20 protein-coding genes are annotated in these 25,316 nt (G+C 63.3%); 10 read left to right on the top strand and 10 right to left on the bottom strand.

What is annotated here, in order from left to right; all coding sequences use genetic code 11:
- Positions 1-68: 68 nt before the first annotated feature.
- Entirely contained in the window at positions 69-821 is a 753-nt protein-coding gene (locus KUV45_RS14630) for a GntR family transcriptional regulator (RefSeq protein WP_222161960.1), read from the bottom strand.
- Between the two features lie 286 nt (positions 822-1,107).
- Between KUV45_RS14630 and KUV45_RS14625 the strand changes: the two genes are divergently transcribed.
- From KUV45_RS14625 to KUV45_RS14600, 6 genes are all read left to right on the top strand, one after another.
- Positions 1,108-2,400, top strand: a complete 1,293-nt coding sequence (locus KUV45_RS14625) for an FAD-binding oxidoreductase (RefSeq protein ID WP_222161959.1) — start codon at positions 1,108-1,110, stop codon at positions 2,398-2,400.
- A gap of 97 nt (positions 2,401-2,497) precedes the next feature.
- The gene (locus KUV45_RS14620) at positions 2,498-3,874 is read left to right on the top strand and encodes a Na+/H+ antiporter NhaC family protein (RefSeq protein ID WP_206942894.1); all 1,377 of its coding nucleotides are present in this window, start codon (positions 2,498-2,500) and stop codon (positions 3,872-3,874) included.
- Complete coding sequence (locus tag KUV45_RS14615; RefSeq protein ID WP_222161958.1) at positions 3,871-5,271, top strand: FAD-binding oxidoreductase; 1,401 nt, start codon at positions 3,871-3,873, stop codon at positions 5,269-5,271. The genes KUV45_RS14620 and KUV45_RS14615 overlap by 4 nt, the downstream gene beginning before the upstream one ends.
- Before the next feature lie 18 nt (positions 5,272-5,289).
- Positions 5,290-6,321 carry a histone deacetylase family protein gene (locus tag KUV45_RS14610; RefSeq protein ID WP_222161957.1) on the top strand — a complete coding sequence of 344 codons (1,032 nt, stop codon included), beginning with the start codon at positions 5,290-5,292 and terminating at the stop codon, positions 6,319-6,321.
- A gap of 511 nt (positions 6,322-6,832) precedes the next feature.
- On the top strand, positions 6,833-8,197 hold the full coding sequence (locus KUV45_RS14605) for an APC family permease (RefSeq protein ID WP_222161956.1): 1,365 nt from the start codon (positions 6,833-6,835) through the stop codon (positions 8,195-8,197).
- 108 nt (positions 8,198-8,305) lie between these two features.
- Entirely contained in the window at positions 8,306-8,470 is a 165-nt protein-coding gene (locus KUV45_RS14600) for a hypothetical protein (RefSeq protein WP_206942901.1), read from the top strand.
- Between the two features lie 49 nt (positions 8,471-8,519).
- On the opposite strand, the gene KUV45_RS14595 is transcribed toward KUV45_RS14600, so the two are convergent.
- The 9 genes from KUV45_RS14595 to KUV45_RS14555 all read right to left on the bottom strand — a co-directional run bounded on the left by KUV45_RS14595 (position 8,520) and on the right by KUV45_RS14555 (position 20,352).
- The gene (locus KUV45_RS14595; RefSeq protein ID WP_222161955.1) at positions 8,520-9,137 is read right to left on the bottom strand and encodes a hypothetical protein; all 618 of its coding nucleotides are present in this window, start codon (positions 9,135-9,137) and stop codon (positions 8,520-8,522) included.
- A gap of 346 nt (positions 9,138-9,483) precedes the next feature.
- The gene (locus KUV45_RS14590; protein WP_222161954.1) at positions 9,484-11,823 is read right to left on the bottom strand and encodes a glucose/quinate/shikimate family membrane-bound PQQ-dependent dehydrogenase; all 2,340 of its coding nucleotides are present in this window, start codon (positions 11,821-11,823) and stop codon (positions 9,484-9,486) included.
- 238 nt (positions 11,824-12,061) lie between these two features.
- Positions 12,062-12,415 carry a metalloregulator ArsR/SmtB family transcription factor gene (locus KUV45_RS14585; RefSeq protein ID WP_222161953.1) on the bottom strand — a complete coding sequence of 118 codons (354 nt, stop codon included), beginning with the start codon at positions 12,413-12,415 and terminating at the stop codon, positions 12,062-12,064.
- Positions 12,416-12,651: 236 nt separating this feature from the next.
- Positions 12,652-13,896, bottom strand: a complete 1,245-nt coding sequence (gene arsJ, locus KUV45_RS14580) for an organoarsenical effux MFS transporter ArsJ (RefSeq protein WP_222174255.1) — start codon at positions 13,894-13,896, stop codon at positions 12,652-12,654.
- Positions 13,889-14,905, bottom strand: coding sequence for an ArsJ-associated glyceraldehyde-3-phosphate dehydrogenase (locus KUV45_RS14575; protein ID WP_222161951.1), 1,017 nt, complete (start codon positions 14,903-14,905; stop codon positions 13,889-13,891). Before KUV45_RS14575 ends, arsJ begins: the two co-directional genes overlap by 8 nt.
- A 441-nt stretch (positions 14,906-15,346) precedes the next feature.
- Positions 15,347-16,834, bottom strand: a complete 1,488-nt coding sequence (locus KUV45_RS14570) for an ABC transporter ATP-binding protein (RefSeq protein WP_222161950.1) — start codon at positions 16,832-16,834, stop codon at positions 15,347-15,349.
- Positions 16,831-17,667 (bottom strand): ABC transporter permease, encoded by an 837-nt coding sequence (locus tag KUV45_RS14565; RefSeq protein ID WP_224851806.1) that lies wholly within the window; start codon positions 17,665-17,667, stop codon positions 16,831-16,833. Before KUV45_RS14565 ends, KUV45_RS14570 begins: the two co-directional genes overlap by 4 nt.
- The gene (locus KUV45_RS14560) at positions 17,664-18,611 is read right to left on the bottom strand and encodes an ABC transporter permease (RefSeq protein WP_222161949.1); all 948 of its coding nucleotides are present in this window, start codon (positions 18,609-18,611) and stop codon (positions 17,664-17,666) included. The genes KUV45_RS14565 and KUV45_RS14560 overlap by 4 nt, the downstream gene beginning before the upstream one ends.
- A gap of 154 nt (positions 18,612-18,765) precedes the next feature.
- Positions 18,766-20,352 carry an ABC transporter substrate-binding protein gene (locus KUV45_RS14555; RefSeq protein WP_222161948.1) on the bottom strand — a complete coding sequence of 529 codons (1,587 nt, stop codon included), beginning with the start codon at positions 20,350-20,352 and terminating at the stop codon, positions 18,766-18,768.
- Between the two features lie 219 nt (positions 20,353-20,571).
- On the opposite strand from KUV45_RS14555, the gene KUV45_RS14550 reads away from it, so the two are divergent.
- From KUV45_RS14550 to KUV45_RS14535, 4 genes are all read left to right on the top strand, one after another.
- Positions 20,572-21,372, top strand: coding sequence for an arylamine N-acetyltransferase (locus KUV45_RS14550; RefSeq protein WP_222161947.1), 801 nt, complete (start codon positions 20,572-20,574; stop codon positions 21,370-21,372).
- 203 nt (positions 21,373-21,575) lie between these two features.
- The gene (locus KUV45_RS14545; RefSeq protein WP_206942921.1) at positions 21,576-22,100 is read left to right on the top strand and encodes an invasion associated locus B family protein; all 525 of its coding nucleotides are present in this window, start codon (positions 21,576-21,578) and stop codon (positions 22,098-22,100) included.
- A gap of 373 nt (positions 22,101-22,473) precedes the next feature.
- Positions 22,474-22,977 carry a (2Fe-2S)-binding protein gene (locus KUV45_RS14540; protein WP_206942923.1) on the top strand — a complete coding sequence of 168 codons (504 nt, stop codon included), beginning with the start codon at positions 22,474-22,476 and terminating at the stop codon, positions 22,975-22,977.
- Positions 22,974-25,313: a molybdopterin cofactor-binding domain-containing protein gene (locus KUV45_RS14535; RefSeq protein WP_222161946.1), complete on the top strand. Its 2,340-nt coding sequence runs from the start codon at positions 22,974-22,976 to the stop codon at positions 25,311-25,313. Before KUV45_RS14540 ends, KUV45_RS14535 begins: the two co-directional genes overlap by 4 nt.
- Positions 25,314-25,316: the final 3 nt, after the last annotated feature.

Here is a 25,316-nt window from a genome sequence, read left to right as displayed (position 1 = left end):
GAGTTGCCGCGCCGCCGGCGCGGGACGGGCACATGGCGTCCTGCCTGGCGCCAGCGTCCCGTGTCGTTCTATCCGCTCAAGCCCACGGACGGTGGGGGCTGGCTGAACGCATCATCATCCAGCAGCTGCATGCCTTGCTCGATATCCGCCGTCAGCGCCTGGCAGAATGCCTCACTATCGCCCTCGCGCAGGGCCTGAGTCATCTCGCGATGGTGGTCATCGGCGATACCCGAGCCGCCCCAGCGGGTACAGATGAAGCCCATGCTCGGTCCGTACTGCTGCCATAGCTGCTCGACCAACGGCAGCAGTACCGCAGATCCACTGAGCCGATAGATCAAGAAGTGAAAGGCGTGGTTACCCCGCATGTAGCGCCGCAGATCACCCGCCTCAATGGCGCGATTGATGCTGTCATCCAGCGCTTCCAGCGCCTCCATGTGGCAGCTCTCGATAGACGGAAACGCCTGGCGGGCAAGCTCGCTCTCGAGACTGCGGCGAGCGAACAGCACTTCAACAAAGCGCTCGCGACTGAGGTAGGGAACGATGATCTTGCGACTGTCGACGAATTGCAGCGCACCTTCGCTGACCAACCAGCGCACGGCCTCACGGGCGGGCATGGCACTGGTGTCATAGCAGGCCGCAACCCCACGTATCGACAGGACATCGCCGGGACCAAACTCCCCCTCGCACAGTCGACGACGCAAATCCTGATGGATGCGCATCGAGGCCGTGTCCGGCTGAAACGCAGGCGCCGCCGCGGCTACAGGGCTGGGCCCGGTAACGATGTCTGCCGTTGTCGGTGTTGCAGGCCGAGCCTGATTCATGGCGCTCCTCGGTCGTAATGGCGGCGAAGTGGCGGCCGCACAGCTATCGTCGTCCAGCCTAGCCTAACCGAGCCCGCCCGCCTACCACCGCCTGGCCCAGGAGGAAGACCCACCACCAACGGTAGGCCGCGCAGAGATCTGGCGAAGCGTCATGAGCCAGTAGCAACAGAGGAGAAGGAAGGCGTGATGCACACGCCTCTTGCTTGTGCGCTGTGGAGCTTGCTGCTAGTGTGATCACACCATGTGATCACACTAACAATGACACCGTGACGTCCCCGGAGGCCCCATGGCACAACCGCGCTGCGCATCCTACTACTCGGCAACCCTCCATCAGGAAACCCACTACCCTGTCGTGGAGGGGGAGCATAGCGTTGATGTAGCGATCATCGGCGGCGGTTTTACCGGCATCAACACGGCATTGGAACTGGCGGAGCGCGGCTACCGGGTCGCAGTGATCGAAGCCAACAAGATCGGCTGGGGCGCCACCGGTCGCAACGGCGGCCAGGTCACTGGCAGTCTCTCCGGCCAGGACGCCATGCTCAAGCAACTCAGCGGCCCCCTTGGGCGTGAGCAGGCCGAAGCCTTCGTGTGGGATCTACGCTGGCGCGGTCATCGCATCCTGCGCCAACGCGTCGAACGCTATGGCATTGATTGCGACCTTAAATTCGGCCACCTGCATGCGGCCTATCAGCCAAGCCATCTGGACGAGCTGAAGCGTGACGTGGACGCTTCACAGGGCCACGACATTGCCCAGCACCTGTCGCTGCTGGATGCACAGCAGACACGTCAGCTCGTTGGTACGACGCTCTATCACGGCGCCGTGCGCAACGACTACAACATGCACCTGCATCCTCTCAACCTGTGCCTGGGCGAGGCGCGGGCCATCGAATCCCTGGGTGGGCTGCTGTTCGAGGGCTCCCAGGTGACCGACATTGTGCACGGCGATACCCCTTGCGTGATCACCGATCGCGGACGTGTCCATGCCGCCAGCGTGGTGCTCGCCGGCAATGCCTACCACCGCCTCGAGCGCAAAGCGCTCAAGGGCAAGCTGTTTCCCGCGTCGCTGGGCATCGTCACGACGGCGCCGCTTAGTGCCGAACAGCGCCAGGCCATCAATCCTCAGGACCTGGCCGTCTATGACACCCGCTTTGTGCTCGACTATTACCGCCTGACCGCCGACGGTCGTCTACTGTTCGGCGGCGGTGCCAACTATTCCGGCAAGGCAAGCCAGGACATCGGGGCAGAGTTACGGCCGCGCCTCGAACACACCTTCCCGCAGCTCGCCGGGGTAGCACTCGACTACCAGTGGCAAGGCCAGGCCGGCATCGTCATCAACCGCATTCCCCAGCTGGGAAGACTGTCTCCCAATGTGTTCTATGCCCAGGGCTACTCTGGCCACGGCATCGCCACCTCGCACATCGTCGGCAACATCATGGCAGCAGCGGTCAGCGGCCAGCTCGAAGAATTCGATCTGTTTGCCAATATGCGCCACTGGCGTATTCCGGTCAGCGAGCGTATCGGCAATGGCCTGCTGGCGGCCGGCATGTGGTACTACCAGCTACGCGAGAGACTTCGCTAAGAGCTAAGACCCAAGCCCCAAGACCTACCCCACATAACAACGATGCCATGACGCCACGCTCCTGAACCAACAACAATGAATGCCCAGGAGGCTCCCCATGCAAGATCTGTTTCCCGCTGACGGCTGGCTCGTCCTGCTGCCCACCGTCGTTGTTCTGCTGCTCGCGCTATGGAGTCGGCGGGCCCTGGAACCGCTGGTGGCAGGCGCCTTCGTCGGCGCTCTGCTGATTCAGCCGACCGGTGCACTGTCTACCCTGGCAGACAGCCTGTTGACGGTACTTACCGACGAGGACGTAGCCTGGGTCATCGCGGTGTGCGGCCTGATGGGGTCGATCATCGCGCTGCTGCTGAAGTCCGGGGCCTCCCGCTCCTTCGCCCACAGCCTGCTGCGCTTCATCACCAATAAGCCGAGGGCGCTGCTGGGCTGCTGGTTCATGGGTATCGTGCTGTTCGTTGACGACTACCTCAACTCCCTGGCCGTCGGTACCTCGATGCGTCAGGTGACGGACCGCTTCAAGACATCTCGCGAAATGCTGGCCTATGTCATCGACTCCACCGCCGCCCCGGTCAGCGTGCTGATCCCCATCTCGACCTGGGCAGTGTTCTTTGGTGCGTTGATCGAGAAGAACGGCCTGGCCCCGGACGGACAGGGCGTATGGGAGTACATCCAAGCGATTCCCTTCATGTTCTATCCGTGGATTGCCGTGGCCATGGTGCCGCTGGTCGCCTATGGCAAGATTCCCCTGTTTGGCCCGATGAAGAAGGCCGAGCTGCGCGCCCAGAATGAGGGCCTGTGCGTGCCGCCTGGGGCTGAGCACATCGATGACGAGATCGGGCACCTGGAAGCCAAGCACCAGACTCGCAGCAGCATCTGGATGTTCCTGCTGCCGATGGCTTCCCTGGCGTTCTTTACCTGGTACTTCGACCTCGACTTCCTGATGGGCATCTTCGTCACCCTGGCCGGCATGATTGTCGCCTTCATCGGCCTCAAGAAGCTGTCACCAGGGGAAACCTTCGACAATATCCTGGAGGGCTTCAAGTCGATGCTGGATGCCCTGGCGGTGCTGGTTGCCGCCTTCATGTTCAATGACGTCAACACCACGCTTGGCTTGAATGAATACATCATCACCACGGTCGAGCCACTGATCAACGCCCAGATTCTGCCCTTTGTCATCTTTGCGCTGATGGGTTTCGTGTCGTTTGCCACGGGGTCCAACTGGGGGGTGTTCGTCATCATCCTGCCCATCGTCACGACGCTCGGGCATAACCTAGGCGCTGACATGACGCTGGTGATCGGGGCCACCCTGTCAGCCAGTACCTTCGGCAGCCACGCCTGCTTCTACTCGGATGCCACGGTACTGACCGCTCAGGCGAGTGGCTGCACGCCCTTCCAGCATGCCTTCACCCAGTTGCCCTACGCCGCACTGGCGGGCATGCTGGCCGGCCTTCTCTATCTGGCACTGGGGTTCATGTGACGACACCATCTCCCACCAGTTTCTGGTCCGGCGCTCTTGAGGGGGCGCCACATCACCCACCGCTCGAGCCCCATGCCAAGGCCGACGTAGTGATCATCGGGGGAGGCTTCAGCGGGCTATGGACGGCCTACTACCTCAAGACGCTGTCCCCGGACATGGATATTCGCGTGCTGGAAGCCCGCCATGTGGGGCACGGAGCCTCGGGCCGCAATGGCGGCTGGGCCATCGGCAGCCTGGCCGGACTGGGACGCCATCTGACGGGACACTCCACCGAGCAGAGACAGGCCCTGTGCGACCTGCTGGCCGACAATGTCGATGCCATCGGCGCGACCCTCACCCAGGAAGGGATAGATGCCGACTTCCACAAGGGCGGCGCGCTCTATGTGGCTGCCCGTTACCCCGCTCAGGAGGCGCTGCAACGGGACTACCGCGAGCACATGCTGGCACTCGGCCATCGGGCCGAGGACTGTCAGTGGCTGACGGCGGAGGAACTCGAGACCAAGGCGCGCTTCCAGCGGCCCTTTGGCGCCCTCTTTCACCGCCAGGTCGCCAGCCTTCACCCCGGCAAGCTGCTGCGTGGACTGGCACAGCGCCTGACCGACATGGGCGTGACGCTTCACGAGCACAGCCCGGTGGACCAGATTGACGGTGGCCGTGTGACCACATCCCGCGGCAGCGTGACCGCGGCGATGACGGTAGTGGCCACCGAAGGCTACAACACACTGCCACAGCTGCGCCCCCACCTGGTGCCGGTGTCCAGCCTGGTGATTGCCACCGAGCCGCTCAGCGCGGCCCAGTGGGAAGCCATCGGACTGCATGATCGCCCCACCTTCGCCGACGCCAGCCGCCTGATCAACTACGGTCACCGCAGCCGCGACGGCCGACTGATCTTCGGCGCCCGGGGGCACTATTCCTACAAGGCACTGCCACGCCATCAGACCGCCATCAGCAGCGCTGACATTGCCATGCGCAAGGCACTGCTGCAGTCGCTGTTTCCTGATCTTGGCGAGGTGACCATCAGCCACGGCTGGGGGGGAACCCTCGGCCTCTCGCGTAGTTTTCGCCCCCACGCCATCATGGATCGTCGCGAGGGCATCGCCACCCTGGGGGGCTATGCCGGTGAAGGCGTGGCCGCCAGCCACCTGATGGCCCGCTCGCTGGCGGAGCGGATACTCAAGCTGGATACGCCACGTACCAGGGCACCTTGGGTCTGTGACGGCGCATTAACCTCGCTGCTCAAGCGCTGGGAGCCAGAGCCGCTGCGCTGGCTCGGCGCCAAAGGCATTACTCTGACCTACGCCGCCGAGGAGGCATTGCTGGCCAGACAGCGCCATCTTCCCTTGGTAAGCCCCGCTCTCGCTCGACTCAACGATACCTTTGCCTCGTTGATCGAGTAGTTCCGACAGGAGAACCCCATGCTGATCATCCACAGTGACGCTACTCGCCACCGTCGCACCAGGACGGAGCTGTTTGCCGGGCAGCTCGTTGCCCCCTTCGAGTGTCCTGAACGAGTGGACTACATCATCGACCGGGCCAGGGCCGAACAGCTGGGCGAGATCAGGCCGCCAGACAGCCATGGGCTCGAGCCGGTACTGGCCATTCATGACAAGGGATACATCGACTTCCTGGAAGTCGCCTGGCGCGATTGGCAGGCGGCCGGCTACGAAGGAGAAGCCATCCCCAACATATGGCCCACTCGGCGAATGCCAGGCGGCCCCATTCCTCGCCATATCGAAGGGCGCCTGGGCTACTATGCGCTGGCCGGCGAGACCTCGTTGACCGCGGAGACCTTCGAAGCGGCACTGCTGAGCAAGGACATTGCCCTGACCGCACTGGACCATGTGCTTGCCCACGGCGAGCCAGCCTTCGCGCTGTGTCGTCCTCCCGGTCACCATGCCGCCCGCGACCAGTACGGTGGCTACTGCTTTATCAATAACGTGGCGGTTGCCGCGCAGCAGGCTCGCCATCGCGGATGTGAGCGCGTGGCCATTCTCGATATCGACTTTCACCATGGCAACGGCACGCAGGACATCTTCTATGAGCGCAGCGACGTGCTGACGCTGTCGCTGCATGGGGATCCCATGGACGAGTTCCCCTATTTCCTCGGCTTTGCCAACGAAACGGGGCGCGGCGAAGGCACCGGCTTCAACGTCAATTACCCGCTGCCTAGCGGCACCGACTTCCCCAGCTGGCTGCAGGCGCTGGAGGATGCCTCCGGCAAGGTCCGCCACTTTTCCCCCGAGGTGCTGATCATCGCCCTTGGCGTGGACACCTTCGAAAACGACCCGATCAGCTCCTTTACCCTGAAGAGCGAGGATTATCTGGAGATTGGCGCGCGTATCAAGCGCCTGGGCCTGCCGACCCTGTTCGTCATGGAAGGCGGCTATGCCGTGGAGGAAATTGGCATCAACGCGGTGAACGTGCTGAAAGGCTTCGATGCCGCATAGCGCGACAGCCCAAGGCAGAGACGTGAGGAAGCCTTCAGGAAAGAGGACGCGGAGGACATTCGACCCTGTCCTGTACGCCGGGGCGCAACGCTAACGACTTCCGCGCGCCTCCGGCGGCGCCTCGCAAAGCATTCTGCATACTATGTGAATGATGACAGAACAGTGACATGCATCGTCAGTCGGTTGCCACTGACAACGTCAACCTCCACACGGACCGGTGTCGCCAGAACACCCAAGGATGCCCTCACCTACACGCCAAACCGCGCCGAGCTCTATCGTTCTGGTTCTATGCGCTCTGGTTCTATGCGCTCTGGTTCAGTGCGCTCTGGTCCTATGCGCTCTGGTCCCATATGACCCAGGCCAATGGCACTGCGAGTGTGCGTCAAGGACCGGCGACTCGACTTCCTGCGCCTCTACTCCGGAACATCGACACCGTCACGATCACACTCCCAAGCAGCAGCACACGTACAAGCCCAAGCCCCACAACAGCAATGACAACAGGATCCGGCTTATGACACAGCAACGCTCCTCCAGCCTTCCCGAAGCCCATGACGGCCAGGACAGTGGGCTCAAGCGCATTCTCGGCCTGCCCGCCCTGGTCTTCTTTGGCCTGGCCTACATGGTCCCACTGACGGTCTTTACGACCTACGGCGTGGTCACCGACATGACCGCGGGCCATGTACCCATGGCCTACATCGTCACCCTGGCGGCCATGTTCTTCACCGCCTATAGCTACGGCAAGATGGTCGAGCACTATCCTACCGCTGGCTCTGCCTATACCTACACGCGCCGCTCCTTCGGCGGACGCGTCGGCTTCATGGTCGGCTGGGCACTGCTGCTCGACTACATCTTTCTGCCGATGATCAATTACCTGGTCATCGGCATCTACATGAAGGAATACTTCCCGGCGGTCGACCAGCATGTCTGGGTGCTGGGTGCCATCGTGGCCGTCACAGCGCTGAACATCCTCGGCATCAAGCTGGTGGCCAAGATGAACCTGATCATTATCGTCTTCCAGTTCGTGTTTCTGGCGACCTTCATCGCCATATCGCTGAAGGTGATCGGCAGCGGCGAGACCCCCTCGCTGCTGGCCCCCTTCCACAGCGAAAGCCTCCAGTGGGCCAGCGTGATTGGCGGCGCCGCCATCCTGTGCCTGTCCTTCCTCGGCTTCGATGCGGTATCGACACTGTGTGAAGAAACTCGTGAGCCCAAGCGCGATATTCCGCGCGCCATCATGCTGTGCACGCTGATCGGTGGCGGCCTGTTCATCCTCGCCTCCTATGTGGGCCATCTGGTCTTCCCGGACTACCAGAGCTTCGGCAGTGTCGACTCGGCCGCCGTCGACGTGATGCGCCGCGCCGGCGGCAGCTTCCTGGTGACCTTCTTCACCGCCGCCTATGTCGCTGGCTGCTTTGCCTCGGCCATGGCGGCCCAGGCCAGCGTCTCGCGCATCCTGTTCGCCATGGGACGAGACAAGGTGCTGCCCAAGGTGTTCGGCAAGGTCAGCCAGCGCTACGGCACGCCGCTAGGTTCTACCCTGATCGTCGGTGGAATCTCGATGATGGCGCTGGTCATCAGCCTTGAACTCGCCGCCACCATGATCAGCTTCGGTGCGCTGGTGGCGTTCTCCTTCGTCAACCTGTCGGTGATCAAGCACTACCTGGTCGACGAGCACCTGCTGCAACCCAAGAACCTGCTGCGTTACGGCGTGATGCCCAGCGTCGGCTTCCTGTTGACCATCTGGCTATGGTCGAGCCTTTCAGGGCATACCTTCCAGGTGGGCTTGACCTGGGTGGCGGTGGGCTTTGCCTACCTGCTTTACCTGACCCGCATGTTTAAGCATGACGTGCCGGACCTGGAGCTGAAGGAGAACTGAGAGGTTGTTGAGAGGTTTTTGAGAGAGGGCTGAGAGAGCGGAACAAGGGCTGAGAAAGCGCTGGGGCGAACCGAGAAGGAGGATGGCGAGCTCCTGTTCTTCTCCGACATGGCATTGAATCCTGCCGGAGACTCACTCTACCAACTGGTGGGCAATACCGGAGAGGTGCTGGCTTTCGACGTTGCCGAAAATGGCAGCCTGTCCCTGCGTGACCGCTCAGGCGGACTGCCGACCCTCGGAACTTACGGCTTGGTGGTACTGGAAGACGACTGATCCATGAGTCAGGCGCTGCTGGCCCGCGAGGGCCAGCAGCGCATGTCGCTTACTGGAAGTGCAAGTTCAAGCGACCGATCTGGTAGAGATCGTGCAGGTAGACATCGAGCTTGTAGACCAGATGAGTCGCGACGATCAGTCCGGCGATCAGCGCCAGCAGCACCGCCGGCTCGTTGGCCCAGGCCAGAGAGGGTGATGCCAGCTGGTAACCCACGGTGTAGATCGCCAGGCCCCCAAGTGCCAGCACTGACAGGCACAGCACGGTAATCACCAGGATCATCAGCCCGCGAATATCCCGCGCAGGAGGCGTTGTCTTCCAGCGGGCAAGATGGCGCACCATGATGCTGCCATTGGTCACAATCTGCCGACGCCGCCGGAGCAACTGCGCCGCATTGACCGGCTCTCCTTCCCGAGCAAAGGCGGCGAGCACGACCCGGGGGTCGAGTCGATCCCCCAGGCGCGAGCGCACCGCCGCCTCGAATGCTGTGCGGTCCCCGCCTTCCCTTACCTGACGAGCCAGCCCCGATAACTCCGCCAGCCCCTGTTCATCCAACCCCGGACGCTTCTCGAAGTCGGCGAAGTGCTGTTCATAGTAGATGTAATACACCTGGTAGATCGACAGCAGAACGGCGAGATAGATCGCCACGTACAGGGCAATGGAAGACATCGGGATTCCTCAGTGGATGGCAGACCCGGACAAGACAGCCTCGCGATGGGCCATGATGGTCCAAAGATTCACATTATGAGAATCAATCCAGCCAGGCGGAATTGGATATTTTGCCGCACCTAGACCTGGCACCTGGCACCTGGCACCTGGCACCTGGCACCTGGCACCTGGCACCTGGCACCTGGCACCTAGACCAAGCACCTCGCACCCTACGACCGCTCGTTCGACATCCCACCAGAGAGAGGCACGGCACCCTTTACGCAAAAGCCCCCGCCGGCAGACCGACGGGGGCTTTCGCAACACTGCGAGCGGTGCGAGCGCGCTACAGCGCTCGCCCAGGCTCTCTTCACTCGGGCAGCTTGTAGGCCATCACATAGTCACCGATGGTAGTACCGATGGAGCCGTGGCCACCTGCGACCAACACGACCATCTGCTCACCCTTGCTATTGAGGTAGGTCATCGGCGTGGCCTGGCCACCGGCCGGCAGACGCGACTCCCACAGCTGCTCTCCCGTCGTCAGATCGTAAGCGCGGAAGTAGTCATCCACGGCCGCCGCCAGAAACGCCACGCCGCCATCGGTGATCACCGGGCCACCGATGCCAGGAACCCCCATCTTGAAGGGCAGCGGCAACGCGGTCATATCCTCGATGGTGCCATTCTTGTGCTGCCAGGCCACCTCGCCGGTGCGCAGGTCGGTGCCCGCCACATAGCCCCAGGGAGGCTGCTGACAAGGCACACCCAGCGGCGACAGGAACGGCTTCATTTCTACCGCGTAGTCCGCTCCGGCATTTTCATTAAGGCCTTGCTCGCCCTGGTTGGTCTCGCCAAGGTCGGCACCTTCCTTCGGCACCAGGGTGCTGGTGAAGGCGAGATACAGCGGCATGCCGAACATCACCTGACGCTTCGGATCCACCGCGACGCTGCCCCAGTTGAAGACCCCGAAGTTACCGGGGAACACGATGGTGCCCTGCTCTGACGGAGGCGTGTACTGCCCTTCATAGCGTAGCGAACGGAACTGGATGCGACAGATCATCTGGTCGACCAGTGTACCGCCCCACATGTCTGCCTCGCGCAGCGTCGGCGGACGGAAGTTGAGCGCCGACTTGGGCTGGGTCGGGGCCGCAAAGTCACCCTCGATGGTGCCCTGAGGGGCCGGCTCTTCGGTGATCGGGAAGATCGGTTCGCCCGTAGCACGGTTCAATACATACACATCACCTTGCTTGGTCGGTACCACCAGGGCCGGTTGCATGCCCTCGTCGGTGTCCAGATCGACCAGGCTCGGCTGCGCCGGCGTGTCCATATCCCACAGATCATGGTGGACGAACTGCTGCACCCACTCGACCTCACCGCTGTCGAGGCGCAGTGCCACCACGGAGGTGGCGTACGTCTCTTCCGCCTCGCTGCGGAACTGGCCCAGCTGATCGGGCGTGCGGTTACCCATGGGGAAGTAGATCAGGCCCAGCTCTTCATCGGCACTGGCCACCGACCAGCTGTTGGGCGAGCTGGTGGCGTAGGTCTCATCTTCGGCGATCGGCGCGGTCTCCTGTGGATTACCGGAATCCCAGTTCCAACGCAGTTCACCGGTCCTGGCATCGTAGGCACGGATGACACCGGAGGGTGAGTTGACCGCATAGTTGTCGTTGACCGCGCCGGCGACCACCACCAGGCCATTGGCCACTACGGGGGGTGAGGTGGAGTAATAGAAGCCAGACTGCTTGAACGGCATATTGTGCATCAGATCCAGCTCACCGTTATCGGCGAAGTTCTCGCACAGTGCACCGGTCGCCGGATCCACCGCCAGCAGGCGAGCATCAGAGGTCGGCATGAACAGTTGAGCATCGCACTGAATTGGCTCAAGAGACTCGGAAGGAGCGTCCATCACCGCCACATCCAGAGCATCTTCATCTCCGCTGGCTGGCGGCAGATAGGAAACGCCACGACAGGTCTGGTGTTGACGCGAACTTTCCGCCGGAACCTTGGCGTCGTACTGCCACAGCTTCTCACCGCTATCGGCATCGAGTGCTACCAGCCAGTTATGAGGCGTGCACAGGAAAAGGCCATTGCCGATCTTCAGCGGCGTAGCTTCGTAGGTGGTCTCTCCAACATCGTCAGGGCCCTTGAGGTCTCCCGTCTGATATTGCCAGGCCAGCTCCAGGTCTCCCACGTTCTCGGGGGTGATCTGGTTCAGCGGCGAATAACGCTGACCAAGATTGTTACGCCCATAGGCATGCCAGCTGGCCTCGGGAGAGTCGCCCAGATCAGGAGACTGCACGACCTCGTCTTCATTGAGACGGCCGTCGATGCGGTGAGCATCCACCGCGATGCTGCCCAGCAGGCCGACACCCAGAATGGCCCATACCGGCAGCAGCACCGCCGTACCAACTCGCTTGCCGGCACGAGGGGGCCACAGCAGCGGAATGGCCAGCAGCATCAGCAGGCCCATACGCGTCGCGAGGGGCCACCAGTCATAGCCCGACTCCCACAGCGCCCACACGGCAGTCGCCACCAGCAGACCGGCAAACAACAGCTGAGCCTGTACTCTACGGCGACGCAGCATGACGCCAACCGCCAGCAGGACGGCACCTGAGAGAGCGTAATACCAGCTTCCGCCCAGGGTGATCAGCCAGGCGCCGCCCCCCAGGAGCGATAGCCCCACCAAGGCGAAGATGAGGGAAACAATGATCATGATCCAAGGTCCTTGCGCTGAATCGTGTAAGTGGGCAGCATGTTAATTGATTAGCGTGAAAATTAACATGCCAGGTCCACTACACAGTGTAGGCGCGGACGCTGACAAAGGAGTCAGTCAATGACGTCTTTTCTGTCATGCCTGACGGCTAGCTCGCATCTCCGGTCGTCCACATGGCCCCGTCATCCTGCATTGACATCCGCTGTCATCCACCGTCATCACCTCTCACCACCCCCCATCAACACCAGCTGTCGCGCCGCTGGGGCCTGTCTCCCATGGATGCCAGCCTCGCCCCGAGGGCGTTCATCGCCGGCTGCCGCCCTTCATAACCGGCCCTCAGGCAGGTCATGGCCCACTTGGGCAGGTCATCGCTCAACCGATAGTAAACCCACTGCCCTTCGCGACGATCGGCCAGCAACCCACAGCGACGCAATTCGGCCAGGTGCCGGGACACCTTGGGCTGGGAGAGCTGGAGGACCGCGGTCATTTCGCAGACACACAGCTCGCCCTCAGCAAGCAGCAGCAACATCACCGACAGACGGGTTTCCTCCGACAGACATTTGTAGAGGCTAAGGGGATCAAGCGACGTCATCCTTTCTCCTGATGGCTAATGCGGTCCAGAACACGCTCCTTTCAGCGCTGATGTGGGTGATAAGTGCATGGCGGTCAGCGATGTCCCGTGCCCATCGCTGCCATGGGGCTACGCTTGCTCCGAGAGCGCAGCTTGATTCAAGCGCTACGCTCGCTCCAGGAGCTACGCTCACTCCAGAAGCTACGCTTACTCCAGGAGCTACGCTCGGCCCCTGAAGCGCGCCCGACCACGCCCGATCATGCCGAGGCCACGCATGCACTGTTGCCTCTGTCAGGCAGCGCCAAGGCCATCAAGGCGCTGGCCAGTACCAGTGCCGCCGCTACCCACAGGCAGGCCGAAAGCCCCTGCACCTGGTACAGCCAGCCCGACAACAGCGTACCCAACAGACGGCCCATGGCGTTAGCCATGTAGTAGAAGCCCACGTCCATGGAGGCGCCGTCGGCCCGGGCGTAATGCACGATGAGATAACTGTGCCAACTTGAGTTGATGGCAAACAACACACCGAACAGCAGCAATCCAGCGACCAGCCAGCCCACCTGGGCCAGCGGCAGCAGCGCCAGCACAGCAGTCAAAGCTGCCAGCACCAGGGCCCACAGCACCGTTGTCCAGCGCTGCCCAAGGGTCACCCTCCTCGTCAACCGGGGTGCCTGGGTCTGCACCCCGCCATAACCCATCACCCAGATGGCCAGCAAGCCCCCTACGGTCCAGTGACTCCAGCCATGCTGATCGTACAAAAACACCGGCAAGGCCACCACGAACCACACGTCACGAGCAGCAAACAGACAGAGACGCGCCGCCGACAGCACGTTGATGGCGCGGGAGGCAGAGAATATCTCGGTGAACTTTGGCTTGCGCGTCGAGCGCCCCAGGTCGGCCTTTAGCCTGAGCAGCGACAGCCCCAGCACGGCAAGCAACACCACTGCCATGGTGCTCACCGCGCCGCGAAAACCGATGAGCGTCAACAGCACTCCCCCCAGGAAGAAGCCTGCCCCCTTCAACGCGTTCTTGGACCCGGTCAGCAGCGCTACCCAGCGATACAGGGCAGAGTCGCTGTCCCCCTGCCCTGCCGGCACCAGCACCTTGACCGCACTCTTGGCACTCATCTTGTTGAGGTCCTTGGCGATGCCTGACAGAGCCTGAGCCGCCATCACCCAGGCAACGGTCAAGGCGCTTGAAGGCACCATCAACATGGCCAACGCCACGATCTGGAGCCCCAGACCAAGATTCATGGTGCGATTGAGCCCAAGGCGAGCGCCCAGCCAGCCCCCCACCAAGTTGGTCACCACGCCGAAGGCCTCGTAGAACAAGAACAGCAGGGCGACTTCCAGAGGCGAATATCCGAGCTGGTGAAAGTGCAACACCACCAGCATGCGCAGGGCGCCGTCGGTCACGGTAAAGGCCCAGTAGTTGCCGGTGATCAGCAGATACTGGCGAACCTCGAACGGCAGCGCTCTCAGCCGAGACAGCAGCGAATCAGCCACGTCCCACCTTCAAGGCAAGCTCCGCGGTGCGGTTGGCGTATCCCCACTCGTTGTCGTACCAGGCGTAGAGCTTCAGCTGGGTGCCGTTGACCACCATGGTCGACAGCGCATCAATGATCGAGCTGTGCGGGTCGGTGCGATAGTCGATGGACACCAGAGGCCTCTCTTCATACCCCAGGATGCCTTTCAGCTGCCCCTCGGCCGCTTCCCTGAGTGCGTCGTTGACCTCCTCGACGGTCACCGCTCGCTCCAGCTCAAACACCATGTCCGTCAGCGAGGCATTGGCCAGCGGCACGCGAATGGCGTGCCCATTGAGCTTTCCTTCCAGCTCGGGAAAGATCGCGGTGATGGCCTTGGCCGAGCCCGTCGTGGTCGGGATCAGGCTCATGCCGCAGGCACGCGCTCGGCGCAGATCCTTATGAGGGGCGTCCAGAATCGTCTGGGTATTGGTGATGTCATGTACGGTGGTCATGCTGCCGTGGCGAATGCCAAATCGCTCGAGCACCACCTTGACCACTGGCGCCAGGCAATTGGTGGTGCAGCTGGCCGCCGTCACAATGCGATGATGGTCCGCCTGGTACAGGTGATCATTGACGCCCATGACAACGTTGAGAACGCCCTGCTCCCTGACCGGCGCACTGACGACCACCCGCGCGACGCCCTGGGCGAGATAGGCGTCGAGCGTGTCCCGCGTCTTGTGTTTGCCCGAGCACTCCACCACCACCTCGCAACCGGACCAGTCGGCTTGCTGGGGTGTCGGCGCGCGGCTGAAGGCCACCGGGCGTCCATCGAGACGCAATTCGTCTTCCTGCCCCAGGACCCCCGCACCCGGAGAGAAATGTCCATGTACCGAGTCGAATTCCAGTAGATGGGCAAAGGTCTCCGCATCCCCGCCCGGGTCATTGACCCTCACCAGGGTCACCTCGCCGCTGACAATGCGCGGCCACAGGCTGCGCACCACCAGCCGGCCAATACGGCCGAAGCCATTGATGCCGATCTTGAGTGTCATGGTAACTCCCCCCTTGTCATCATGAATCGTAACGCCGTACTGGCCTCCGATTGGATAACCTAGACCGCTGCATCATTGCGGCGTGTCACCGCAATAGCGGCCAATCGGTACGTTGGATATCGTCGTGTAGCCGCCAGCATATATGAAATTCCATATATACGAGACAAAGATGTCAATCCCATGAACGTTGTGCGTACCGTCGATATGACGGTGGCGCTTTCGCGCTGGGGATTGGAGTGAGGAGATCAAGGCGCCGAGAGGACCCAGAGGAACAAGAGGACCGAGAGGAACAAGAGGACCGAGAGGACCTAGAGGACCTAGAGGAACAAGAGAACCGAGAGAGCCAAGAAGGCCGAGAGAATAGGTGCCAGACAAGCATGACCCAGGCTGCCCGAAAGCCTCCATCCGGAAGGCCTTCGGGCGTGCGCTCGGGTGTGACGGTCAGACCGTCCTGGACGTGACAGCCTGCTCAAGACTGACGATACGGTCACAGCTCTTGGCCACCAGGGCCTCGTCGTGGCTGACCAGCAGCAGAGCGCAGTCACGCTCCTTGGCCAGCTCGACCAACAGCGCCACCGTCTCGCGCTGGGTCACCGGGTCAAGACGCGACGTCGGCTCGTCGGCAAACAGAAAGACGGGGTCCAGCAGCAGGGCACGCAGGATGGAAAAACGCTGAAGCTCTCCTCCCGACATTTCGCCTGGCCGGCGATCGAGCAACGCCGGCGCCAGCCCCAGTCGTTCAAGCATCGGGGCGACTCTTGCGCTGTCGAGGCGGTGCAGTCGGCACACGTCGTCGATCAGCGTGCCCATTGTCCAGAACGGTGCAAAGGCTGCAGGAGGATCCTGGTACAGCTTGAGAAAACGGCTCGGTTGCACCGAAGGATCACGCCAAAGCTCGCCCTCATCCGGTGCCACCAGCCCCAGCAGCACATCCCCCAGGCTGCTCTTGCCGCTGCCGCTCGGGCCGCTCACTCCGACGATGTCGCCTCGGCGAAACGCCAGATTCAGGTCCTTGAACAGCACGCGCCCCCCTCTCGACTTGCCCAGGGCACTGGCACTGAGGACGGCCCCCTGCGGCGGCGTGCACGAGAGCGTTGGAGCTGAGCGCTCGATGGCAGCCTGCTTGCGCTGCGGGTCGGTTGGCGCGGCTGTCGCTTCCGGCCAGCGTTCCGGCTGCGCCTCCATCAACTCGCGGCCATAGCCGCTGGTGGGTTGGCTCAGCACGCTATCGGCATCTCCTTGCTCCAGGCAGCGCCCCTTGCGCAGGATCATGACCTTGCCCCCGAGCTGACGCGCCACCTCGAAATCGTGGGTAATGGTCAGCAGCGCCCCATGGCTGCCCAACGCCTCCCGCAACAACGCCACCACCTCGTCACGACGGCCGCGATCCAGGCCCTTGGTCGGCTCATCGGCGATCACGATCGGGGCGTTACCGGTTCTCGCCGCAGCGAAGGCGGCACGCTGGGCCATGCCTCCCGACATCTGCATCGGCAGCCGCGCGTAGCTGTCCTCAAGCCCCAGGTGGGCAAGATCTCGACGCGTGGCCTGCTCGGCCTCGACGGTCGTAAGTCCGCCGACGAGCCGATGGCCTTCACCGATCTGCTCGCCAATCGCCATGATCGGATCCAGCGCACTCCAGGGCTCCTGGGGCAGCATGGCCAGCCGACGCCCCCACCAGCGACGCCGCTCGGACAGTGGCAGGCTCAGGACATCCTGCTGATCCACCCACACCTCTCCCGACACCTCGAGACTGCCCGGCAGGTTACCCATCAAGGCCTGGGCCAGCAGGCTCTTGCCTGAACCGGTCTGGCCGATCAAGGTCAATGGCTCGCCGGCCTTCAGCGCAAACGAGATCGGCTCGAGCAGCACTTCCGGGGCATCCCCAGCGGTGGTGACGCACAGCTCCTTGACCGTCATCATGGTGCTCATTTCGGCTCCTCCCCTGCCAGCAGAATGAATCCCAGCACCATCAGGAACAGCGCCAGTACCGGCTGAGCCAGGGCCCAGGGCGCTTCCTGGTAGTACGGAAAGAGCTCGGTCATCATCAGCCCCAGCTCCGCCGTGGGTGGCCGCAGCCCGATGCTGACAAACCCCAGAGACGACACCGCCAGGATCGCGGTGGCCGCACCAAAGGCAGCCAGAGTCATGACCTGAGGCCGCAGTGCAGGCCACAGGTGACGGCGGAACAGATACACCCGGCCGAACCCGAGCAGCCGTGAGGCCTGCACCTGCGGCGAGGCCATCAGGCCCTGGGTCACGCTGCGCACCAGGCGAAACACCTCGACCCACAGCACCAGTGAGATCCCCAGGTAAAGGGTCCAGAAGCTGCCAGGAGCAATGGCCGCCAGCATCAGCACCAGCAGCAGGCCAGGCAAGGCCAGCACACAGTCGGCCAGGGCGCCGAGCAGGCGATCGCCCCACCCCCGGCGCCAGCCGGCGGCCACGCCAAGCACCAGCCCGATCGTGACCGCGCTGGCCACGCTCAGAAACGCCAGGCCCAGCGACAGGCGGACCGCCTCGGCGGTGCGTGCCAGCAAGCTTCGCCCAAGGTGGTCCGTACCCAGCGGATGCAGAGCTCCCGGGGCGTCGAGAGTGTGCATCAAATCCTGAGCATAGGGATCAGCATCGCCCAGCAGCGGGACGCCCCAACCGAACAGCATCAGCCCGACCAGCAGGCACAACCCCAGCATCCGCGACGCCGGCAAACGACGACGGAGCGCCAGCAGCGGTGTCATGGGACCTTGTCTCGTCAATGTCTTCATGCCAGCCGCCTCCTCGGGTCCAGCAACAAGGTGGCGATATCCACCAGCGTGTTGAGCAGCACAAAGCCCAGGCCCAGCACCAGAGCCGTACCTTGAATCATCGGCACATCGCGAGCGACCACGGCATGGACCAGCGCATGACCGATGCCAGGCCAGGCAAACAGTGACTCGATCACCACCACGCCTTCGATCAGATACACCAGTTGCACGCCGAGAAACGCCACCACAGGGACACTCAGGTTGCGCAGGCCATGCCGGCGCAGGGTCTGCCACCCGGTGAGTCCCTTCAGTCGTGAAAACGCGTAGTAGTCGGAGCCAGCGACATCGGCCATCGCGTTGCGCGCCACGCGGCTCGATACCGCGGCGAGACCAAGCCCCAGCGCCAACGACGGCAGCCACAGGTGGCTAAGGCTGCCGTGGCCAGCAGCGGGCAACCAGTGCAAGGTCAACGAGAACAGCACCACCAGTGCAATGCCGACGACAAAGGGCGGCAGCGAGCGCAGGCCAAGCGCCAGCGCCAGGCTGACTCGATCGAGCCAGCGCCCGGGGCGCAACCCGCTGGCCAGCCCCAGCGGCAGGCCCAGCACCAACGCCATGACCACCGCCGTCAGGGCAAGGGACAGGGAGTGGCCAAGCTGGTGAGACAGCTCCTGCACAACCGTTTCACCGCTGACCAGAGAGCGGCCAAGATCGAAGGAGGCAAGATCCATGAGCCACTGGAGATAGGCCGCCAGCGGTGACTGATCAAGGCTCAGCTCCTGCTGAACGGCCGCCGCGGCCTCGGCGTTGACCTGCTCATAGCCGTAGCGTCCGGCGGCAATCCGAAAGCTCATGTCGCCAGGCAGGGCCCGCGTCAACAGGTACGTCAGGCTCCCTACGACCCAGGCCACCAGCCCTGCTTGTACCAGTCGCTGTCCCAGCAGCGAGAGAATCGCTCTGCCCATCAAGCACCTCCCCGCAGTGGCCCAGCGATGCGTATTGGATCGGCGAAGCGTGCTGGGTTAGCGAAGCATGTTGGCTCGGCGAAGCGTGTCGGTTCGGCGAAGATCGAGACCGGGCCCAGCGACACGGCGGGCAGGTCAAGCGGTTTACTCACTATCACTGCGCCCACTCCAACTCGCTGATGCGATAGCTACGATCAAACGGATCCAGCTCGAACCCTTCAAGATCTGCGTTGACGGCGGCGGTCTGCACGTACCAGGCGATCGGAATCACTGGCAGCTCCCGATGCAGTACCTCAGCCGCCTGACCAGCAAGCGCTTCCCGGGTAGCGCCATCGGTGGCCGCCTGCATCTCGCCGAGCAGCTCGTCGAGGGTACGACTGGACCAATTCATCGCCCCCCAGTCTCCGCCGACTTGGCCTGAACTGTAGTCCTGGAGCATGATGGGCAAGGGATCGGGCACCAGACCGAAGTTGCGTGCCATCAGCCCCATGTCGAGACTGCCGTCATGGTGGCGGGAAGGAATCTCGCTGGAATTGGCGACATCCACGGTCACCTCGATCCCCACCTCTGCGAGCTGAGCCTGCAGCGCCGTAGCGATCAAGGGCAGCTCGGGGCGATCGGAGAAGGTCGTCAGCGTCAGCGCCAGCCTCTCGCCGTCCCGGGTCAGAACGCCATCCTGACCTGGTGTCCAGCCATCCTCCGCCAGCAGCCGTCGCGCCTCGTCCAGGTCCTGCGTCAAGGGGGCAAGTCCGTCCAGATGCCAGCCCGCCACGCCCGGCGGCATCATCTGATTGGCCATGGCATCGTCACTGCGCAGAATGCCCCGAGCAATGCCCTCACGCTGGATCGCCATGCTGACGGCCCGACGCACCTCAGGGGAATCCAGGCCAGGACGCGCAGCGTTGAGCTTCAACAATACGGTGCGAGGAATCGGCACCGCCATGACCTCGACGTTGGGCGCACGGCTCAGCCTCGCCTGACTGGCAGCATCCAGGGTCAGCACGATATCCGCATCGCCCGACTGTGCCATCAGCGAGCGTGTTTCACCTCGTGGCGCCGCCAGATAGCTGGCTTCGGCGATACTCGGTGGTTCTCCCCAGTACGCCTCGAAGCGAGTCGTGGTCAGGCGCTGTGGTGTCTCGACGGTCGCTACCTGGTAGGGGCCAGTGGCCACGTAGGCCACCACCCGCCCGTCCTGGTCATAGGCAGATGGCGCAAGAATCTGGGTGGAGTAATGACTCAGCAGGGCAGGTAGCGCGCCGTAGGGGGCATCCAACGTCAATACCAGCTCGTCTTCGTCGACAGCCACCTGGCTGATGTTCGCCTGAGACAGCACCCCCGGCTCACCGAGAGTGCGCTCAAGGGACTGGGCCACGGTCTCCGGCGTCATGGGACTGCCATCATGAAACTCCACCCCCTGGCGCAGATGGAAGCGCCACTCGAGGCCGCTGTCATCGACCTGCCAGTCGGTGGCAAGGCCAGCGATCAACTCACCGTCAAGGGCAACATCGACCAGCGTCTCGCCCACCTCCATCCGGCCAAAGATGTGGCCCGACTGGGTGGGCTCAATGCTGCCCACTTCCCAGGGAGCTACTACATCCACCCGGCCATCGGCCGCCTGAGCCGTGCTCAGCGCAGCCGCAGACAGGCTGGCGGCGAGAAAGCCTGAGGCCTTGCCGGCACTAGCCAGCATCTTGAGAACAGGCTTTCGCCCCTCCTTCCATCGTGAACTCCGCAGCATAAATGCGTCCTCTTCGTGTTTGCAGGCCAAAAATTTTCGCGATGTTATAACATTGAGAGGATTGACAGAAGTCCACGGTGAGATTTGTCCACGGGCACATAGCATCCAACGCAGCAGACGCCCCCTGGCGAACGCCCGAAGCAGCACAAGACTTCACATAGCAAGGCGTCTCGGGGAGCGCTAGGCTGAGGCACTACCCTCAACGATGACGGATAGCACATGAACCCCGGCCAGTTTCCACTGGACCAGTACCTCGACCGAGTGGGACTGACATCCAGCGCTTCCCCCACGGAAGACTTCCTGGCCGACATCCAGCGAGCCCAGGTGACCCACCTGCCCTTTGAAAACTTCGATATCTGCCTGGGCCGTGGCGTCGACGTCAGCACAGATGCCATCGTCCGCAAGCTGGTACATCAGCCCCGGGGAGGTTACTGCTTCGAGCTCAACGGCCTGCTGCTGATGGCACTTCACGCCTGCGGTTTCCGCGCCCGAGCGATACTGGCGCGAGTCCACCTATCAGGGGCTCCGACAGGGCGCAGCCACCAGTTGGCCCTGGTCTCGCTGGGCAAGCAGCAATGGCTGGTGGATACCGGCTTTGGCGCCAACACCCCCAGGGCGCCCATCCGCCTGGAGCCTGGCCTGACCCAACAGCACGGTGACCAGTCCCTGCGCCTACTCGAGGACCCCCAGTTTGGAGTGATGCTGCAGTCACGGATCGATGGCCAGTGGGTGGACCTCTACAGTAGCGACCTGTCGACCGTCTGCGCCGGCGATATTCAGATCGCCAATCACTTCACCTCGACCTGGCCGGGACTGCATTTCACCACCTCACGGATGGCGTCCCTTGTCACTCAGGAGGGCTTGGTCACCCTGTCGAACTTCAACCTGCGGGAACATCGACACGGCATCCTTCACGAATCCACCGTGGCGGCTGGCGAGGACTACCTGTCCGCCTTGAGCCAACACTTTGGTATCGAGCTGGATGCTGAATACGAGGCCTTGGCGCCGTTACCGCCCTGAACCGACGCTGCTCATGTCCAGCAGGTGCGGTGGCACCCGGCCAAACCTCGCTGTCGTTTTCAGCACATTGTCCTTTATTCGGCGCACCTCCCTGTTTTTCATCACGCTGCCCCCTCGCAGCAGTCGCCAACGGGGGGCATTCCGTGTTGAACTATGCCCCGACCCTTTGTTTGCCAATGGATTTGGAAAGGAGCCTGCCTTCTATGTTCAATCGCCTCGCGTCCGGACTGCGTACCGCCGGTGCCCTCAGCCTGATGGCCCTGTCTCCCCTGGCCGCGGCCCAGAGCACCGGCAACGCCGGACCCGCCGTCAACACCGAGACGTTTCAGTCCTGGGAAGTCAATTGCCCGGTCAATCGTGCTGACGGCGCCTGCTCCATGACCCAGCTGGTCGATGGCGCCGACGGGGAGCCCGTCCTGCGCGTTGTTGTGGGTAACCCTGCGCAGCTGGATAGCTCCGCCATGACCTTCCTGGTGCCCCTGGGCGTGCGTCTGGCCCCCGGTCTGCAGCTCCAGGTCGACTCCAACCAGCCCGTTGGCATGCCGTATCAGGTCTGCGTGCCGCAGGGCTGCCGCGCCGATATTCCTCTCCAGCCGCAGCTGCTGAACCAGCTGAAGGCCGGTAACTCGGCGACCGTCAGCATCGTCAACCCGCGTGGACAGCGCCAGGATCTGAACGTGTCGCTGATGGGCTTCAGCGCCGCCAAGGACCGCGTCGACCAGAACTGATTGCCCGCCCCGAACCCAGGGGCCAATCGATCGACACGGCACATCACTCTGGTGTCAGGGTGATGTGCCGGGCCACCCTCCCCGCTCGCCCGCCCCGTCGCGCTACGTCCGCCGCTGAGCGCATGCTTTTCCCCGCGTTGCTCCGATGCCGTCGCGCGCTCGCCTTGCCATCTTCATGGCCCCTCCGCGCCCAGGCTCGTCGAACTTTCCTGAACACGGCGGTCATTGCGCCCTTCTTTTGAGCGAAAGTGGCACAAAACATCAGCGGAATCTTGCCTATCCTGTTCCTCTGGAGGCGTTGTCTGATCCCCTCCGTGACGCCTTAAAGAGGCGCCATTACAAGACGCCATAACAAGACGCCGAGGAGAAGACCGTGATTACCCTGACCATCAATGACGAGCAACACTCGCTGGATCTTCCTGAACAGATGCCCTTGCTGTGGGCGCTGCGCGATGTGGTCGCACTGACCGGCACCAGGTTCGGCTGCGGCATGGGCCTGTGCGGCGCCTGCACCGTACACCTGGATGGGGTGGCGGTGCGCTCCTGCGTCACCCCGTTGTCTGCTGCGGTGGACAAGCAGGTCACCACCATCGAAGCCATGGCCACCGATCCGGTCGGTCGCGAGGTACAGAAGGCATGGCTGGACGCAGGCGTCGCCCAGTGCGGCTATTGTCAGGCGGGCCAGATCATGAGCGCCACCGCGCTGCTCAAGGACAACGCCAGCCCCTCAGACGACGAGATCATCAGCGCCATGGGCGGCAACATCTGTCGTTGCGGTACCTATAACCGCATTCGCACGGCCATTCACCGGGCCGCCGACAGCGGCTCCCCTCAACAAGCAGCCAAGGCGTCTCGCAACGAGAGGGGGCAGGCATGAACCAGACCACCGCGACTCTGCTATTGGCCAACGTCTCGCGCCGCCGCTTTCTACAAGGGCTGTCGGCAGGCACCGCCCTGGTACTGGCGGCTCGCTGGGACCTTGCCCTGTCCGCCGACGAGCAGCAGTACGGCGCCGCCGCGATGCCCTACGGCTGGGTCGACAACCCCAATGTGTTTATCCAGATCGATGACGATGGCAGTGTCAGCGTGACCAACCACCGCGCCGAAATGGGACAGGGCATCCGCACCAGCCTGGTGATGGTGGCCGCCGACGAGCTGGGCGCCGACTGGCGCCGGGTCAAGGCCTTGCAGGCCCCGGGGGATTCCGAGCGATTTGGCAACCAGGACACCGACGGCTCGCGGAGCATGCGCCATTGGTTCGACCCCATGCGCCGGGCTGCAGCAGCGGCTCGCACCATGCTCGAACAGGCCGCGGCAGCACGCTGGGACGTTCCCCCGGACGAGTGCCGAGCAGGCGTCCATGTCGTGATCCACAGGCCCAGCGGTCGCGAACTTGGCTTCGGCGAGCTGGCCGCCGCCGCCCGCGAGCTGGACATTCCCGCGCGGGATAGCCTCACCCTCAAGCCTGCCAGCGAGTGGCGATGGATAGGCAAGTCGATGGGGCCGAGCCACGATGGCGACCCTGACCAGCTCGAGCGCGCCCCCGCCGTTGACGGAGAAGACATTGTGACCGGCAAGGCCATCTACGGCGGCGATATCCGGCTGCCCGACATGGCCTATGCGGTGATCGCCCGGCCCGCCGTGCTGGGCGCCAGGGTCGCCAGCGTCGACGACAGCGCCACCCTGGAGATCCCGGGTGTGATCAAGACCGTCACCCTCGACGGTACGTCACAGCCATCGGCCTTCCATCCCCTGGGCGGGGTCGGCGTCATTGCCAGCAACACCTGGGCCGCCATCGAAGGACGCAAGGCGCTCAAGATCGAGTGGGACACCGACGGCGTCGAGGCTAACGCCAGCTACGATACCGATCGCTATCGCGAGATGCTCGAGGAACGAGCCGACTCCCCCGGCAAGGTGCTCAGGGCCAGCGGTGATATCGAGACGGCGCTGACCGACGCCGAGTCTCGCCACACTGCCACCTACTTCATGCCACACCTGGCCCACGCCACCATGGAGCCACCGGTGGCCATCGCCCGGGTCGTCGATGGCGCGGCCGACACTTGGGCTCCGGTACAGGATCCCCAGAGCACCAGGGACGAAGTGGCCAGGCAGCTCGGCATCGACGGCGCCAATGTCAGCGTGCATCAGACGCTTCTGGGCGGCGGTTTTGGACGCAAGGCAAAGCCGGACTTCGTGGTCGAGGCCGCCCACCTGAGCCGCGCCCTCGACGGCCGCCCGGTGCAGCTCCAGTGGACCCGCGAGGACGATCTGCACCATACCTACTTCCACGCCCTGTCCGTCGACCGGCTTGAGGCCGGACTGGACGCCGACGGCAAGGTCCAGGGCTGGCGTCATCGCACGCTGGCGCCGACCATCATGTCGATCTTCAAGGAAGACCCCAAGTACAAGGCGACCTACGAACTAGGCATGGGCCTGACCCCGCTGCCCTTCGACATCCCCCACCTGTCACTGGAAAATGGTGAAGCGCCGGCCCACAAGCGCATCGGCTGGTTCCGCTCGGTGGTCAATCTGCCCCACGCCTTCGCCATCCAGAGTTTCGTCGCTGAACTGGCCGCCAGTGCGGGTCGTGACCATCGCGATTACCTGCTGGAGTTGCTGGGCCCGGCACGCCAGATCGATCCCATGTCGGTCGGCGCCAGCTGGAACTATGGAGAGGACCCGGAACGCTACACCATCGACGTGGGACGCCTGCGTGGGGTCATTGAACGAGTGACAGAGGAAGCCGATTGGGGCAAGTCACTGCCCGAGGGACGCGGCCAGGGCCTGGCGGTGCACCACAGTTTCTGCTCCTACACGGCCATCGTGCTGGAGGTAGAGGTCAGCGAACAGGGCAGCGTCATCATCCATCAGGCCGACGTGGCCTTCGACTGTGGCCCCAGGGTCAACCCGGAGCGTATCCGCGCCCAGATGGAGGGATCGGTGGTCATGGGGATAGGCATTGGCCTGCTCAACGAGATCACCGCCAGGGACGGGCGCATCGAGCAGGACAACTTCCACCAGTACCTGCTGCCGCGCCAGTCCAACGCGCCGCGGGACGTTCGAGTACATCTGGTGGACAACCCCGATGCGCCCATGGGCGGAGTGGGCGAGCCAGGCCTCCCCCCGGTGGCTCCGGCGTTGACCAACGCCATCTTCGCCGCCAGCGGCAAGCGCATCAGGACCCTGCCCGTGGGCAACCAGTTGAAGGGCTGACAG

The sequence above is a fragment of the Halomonas sp. DP3Y7-2 genome (genome assembly GCF_019800795.1).
Classification (GTDB): domain Bacteria; phylum Pseudomonadota; class Gammaproteobacteria; order Pseudomonadales; family Halomonadaceae; genus Halomonas; species Halomonas litopenaei_A.
The sequence above is the reverse complement of the archived record's forward strand: the minus strand, read 5'-3'. Positions and strand labels throughout refer to the sequence as shown.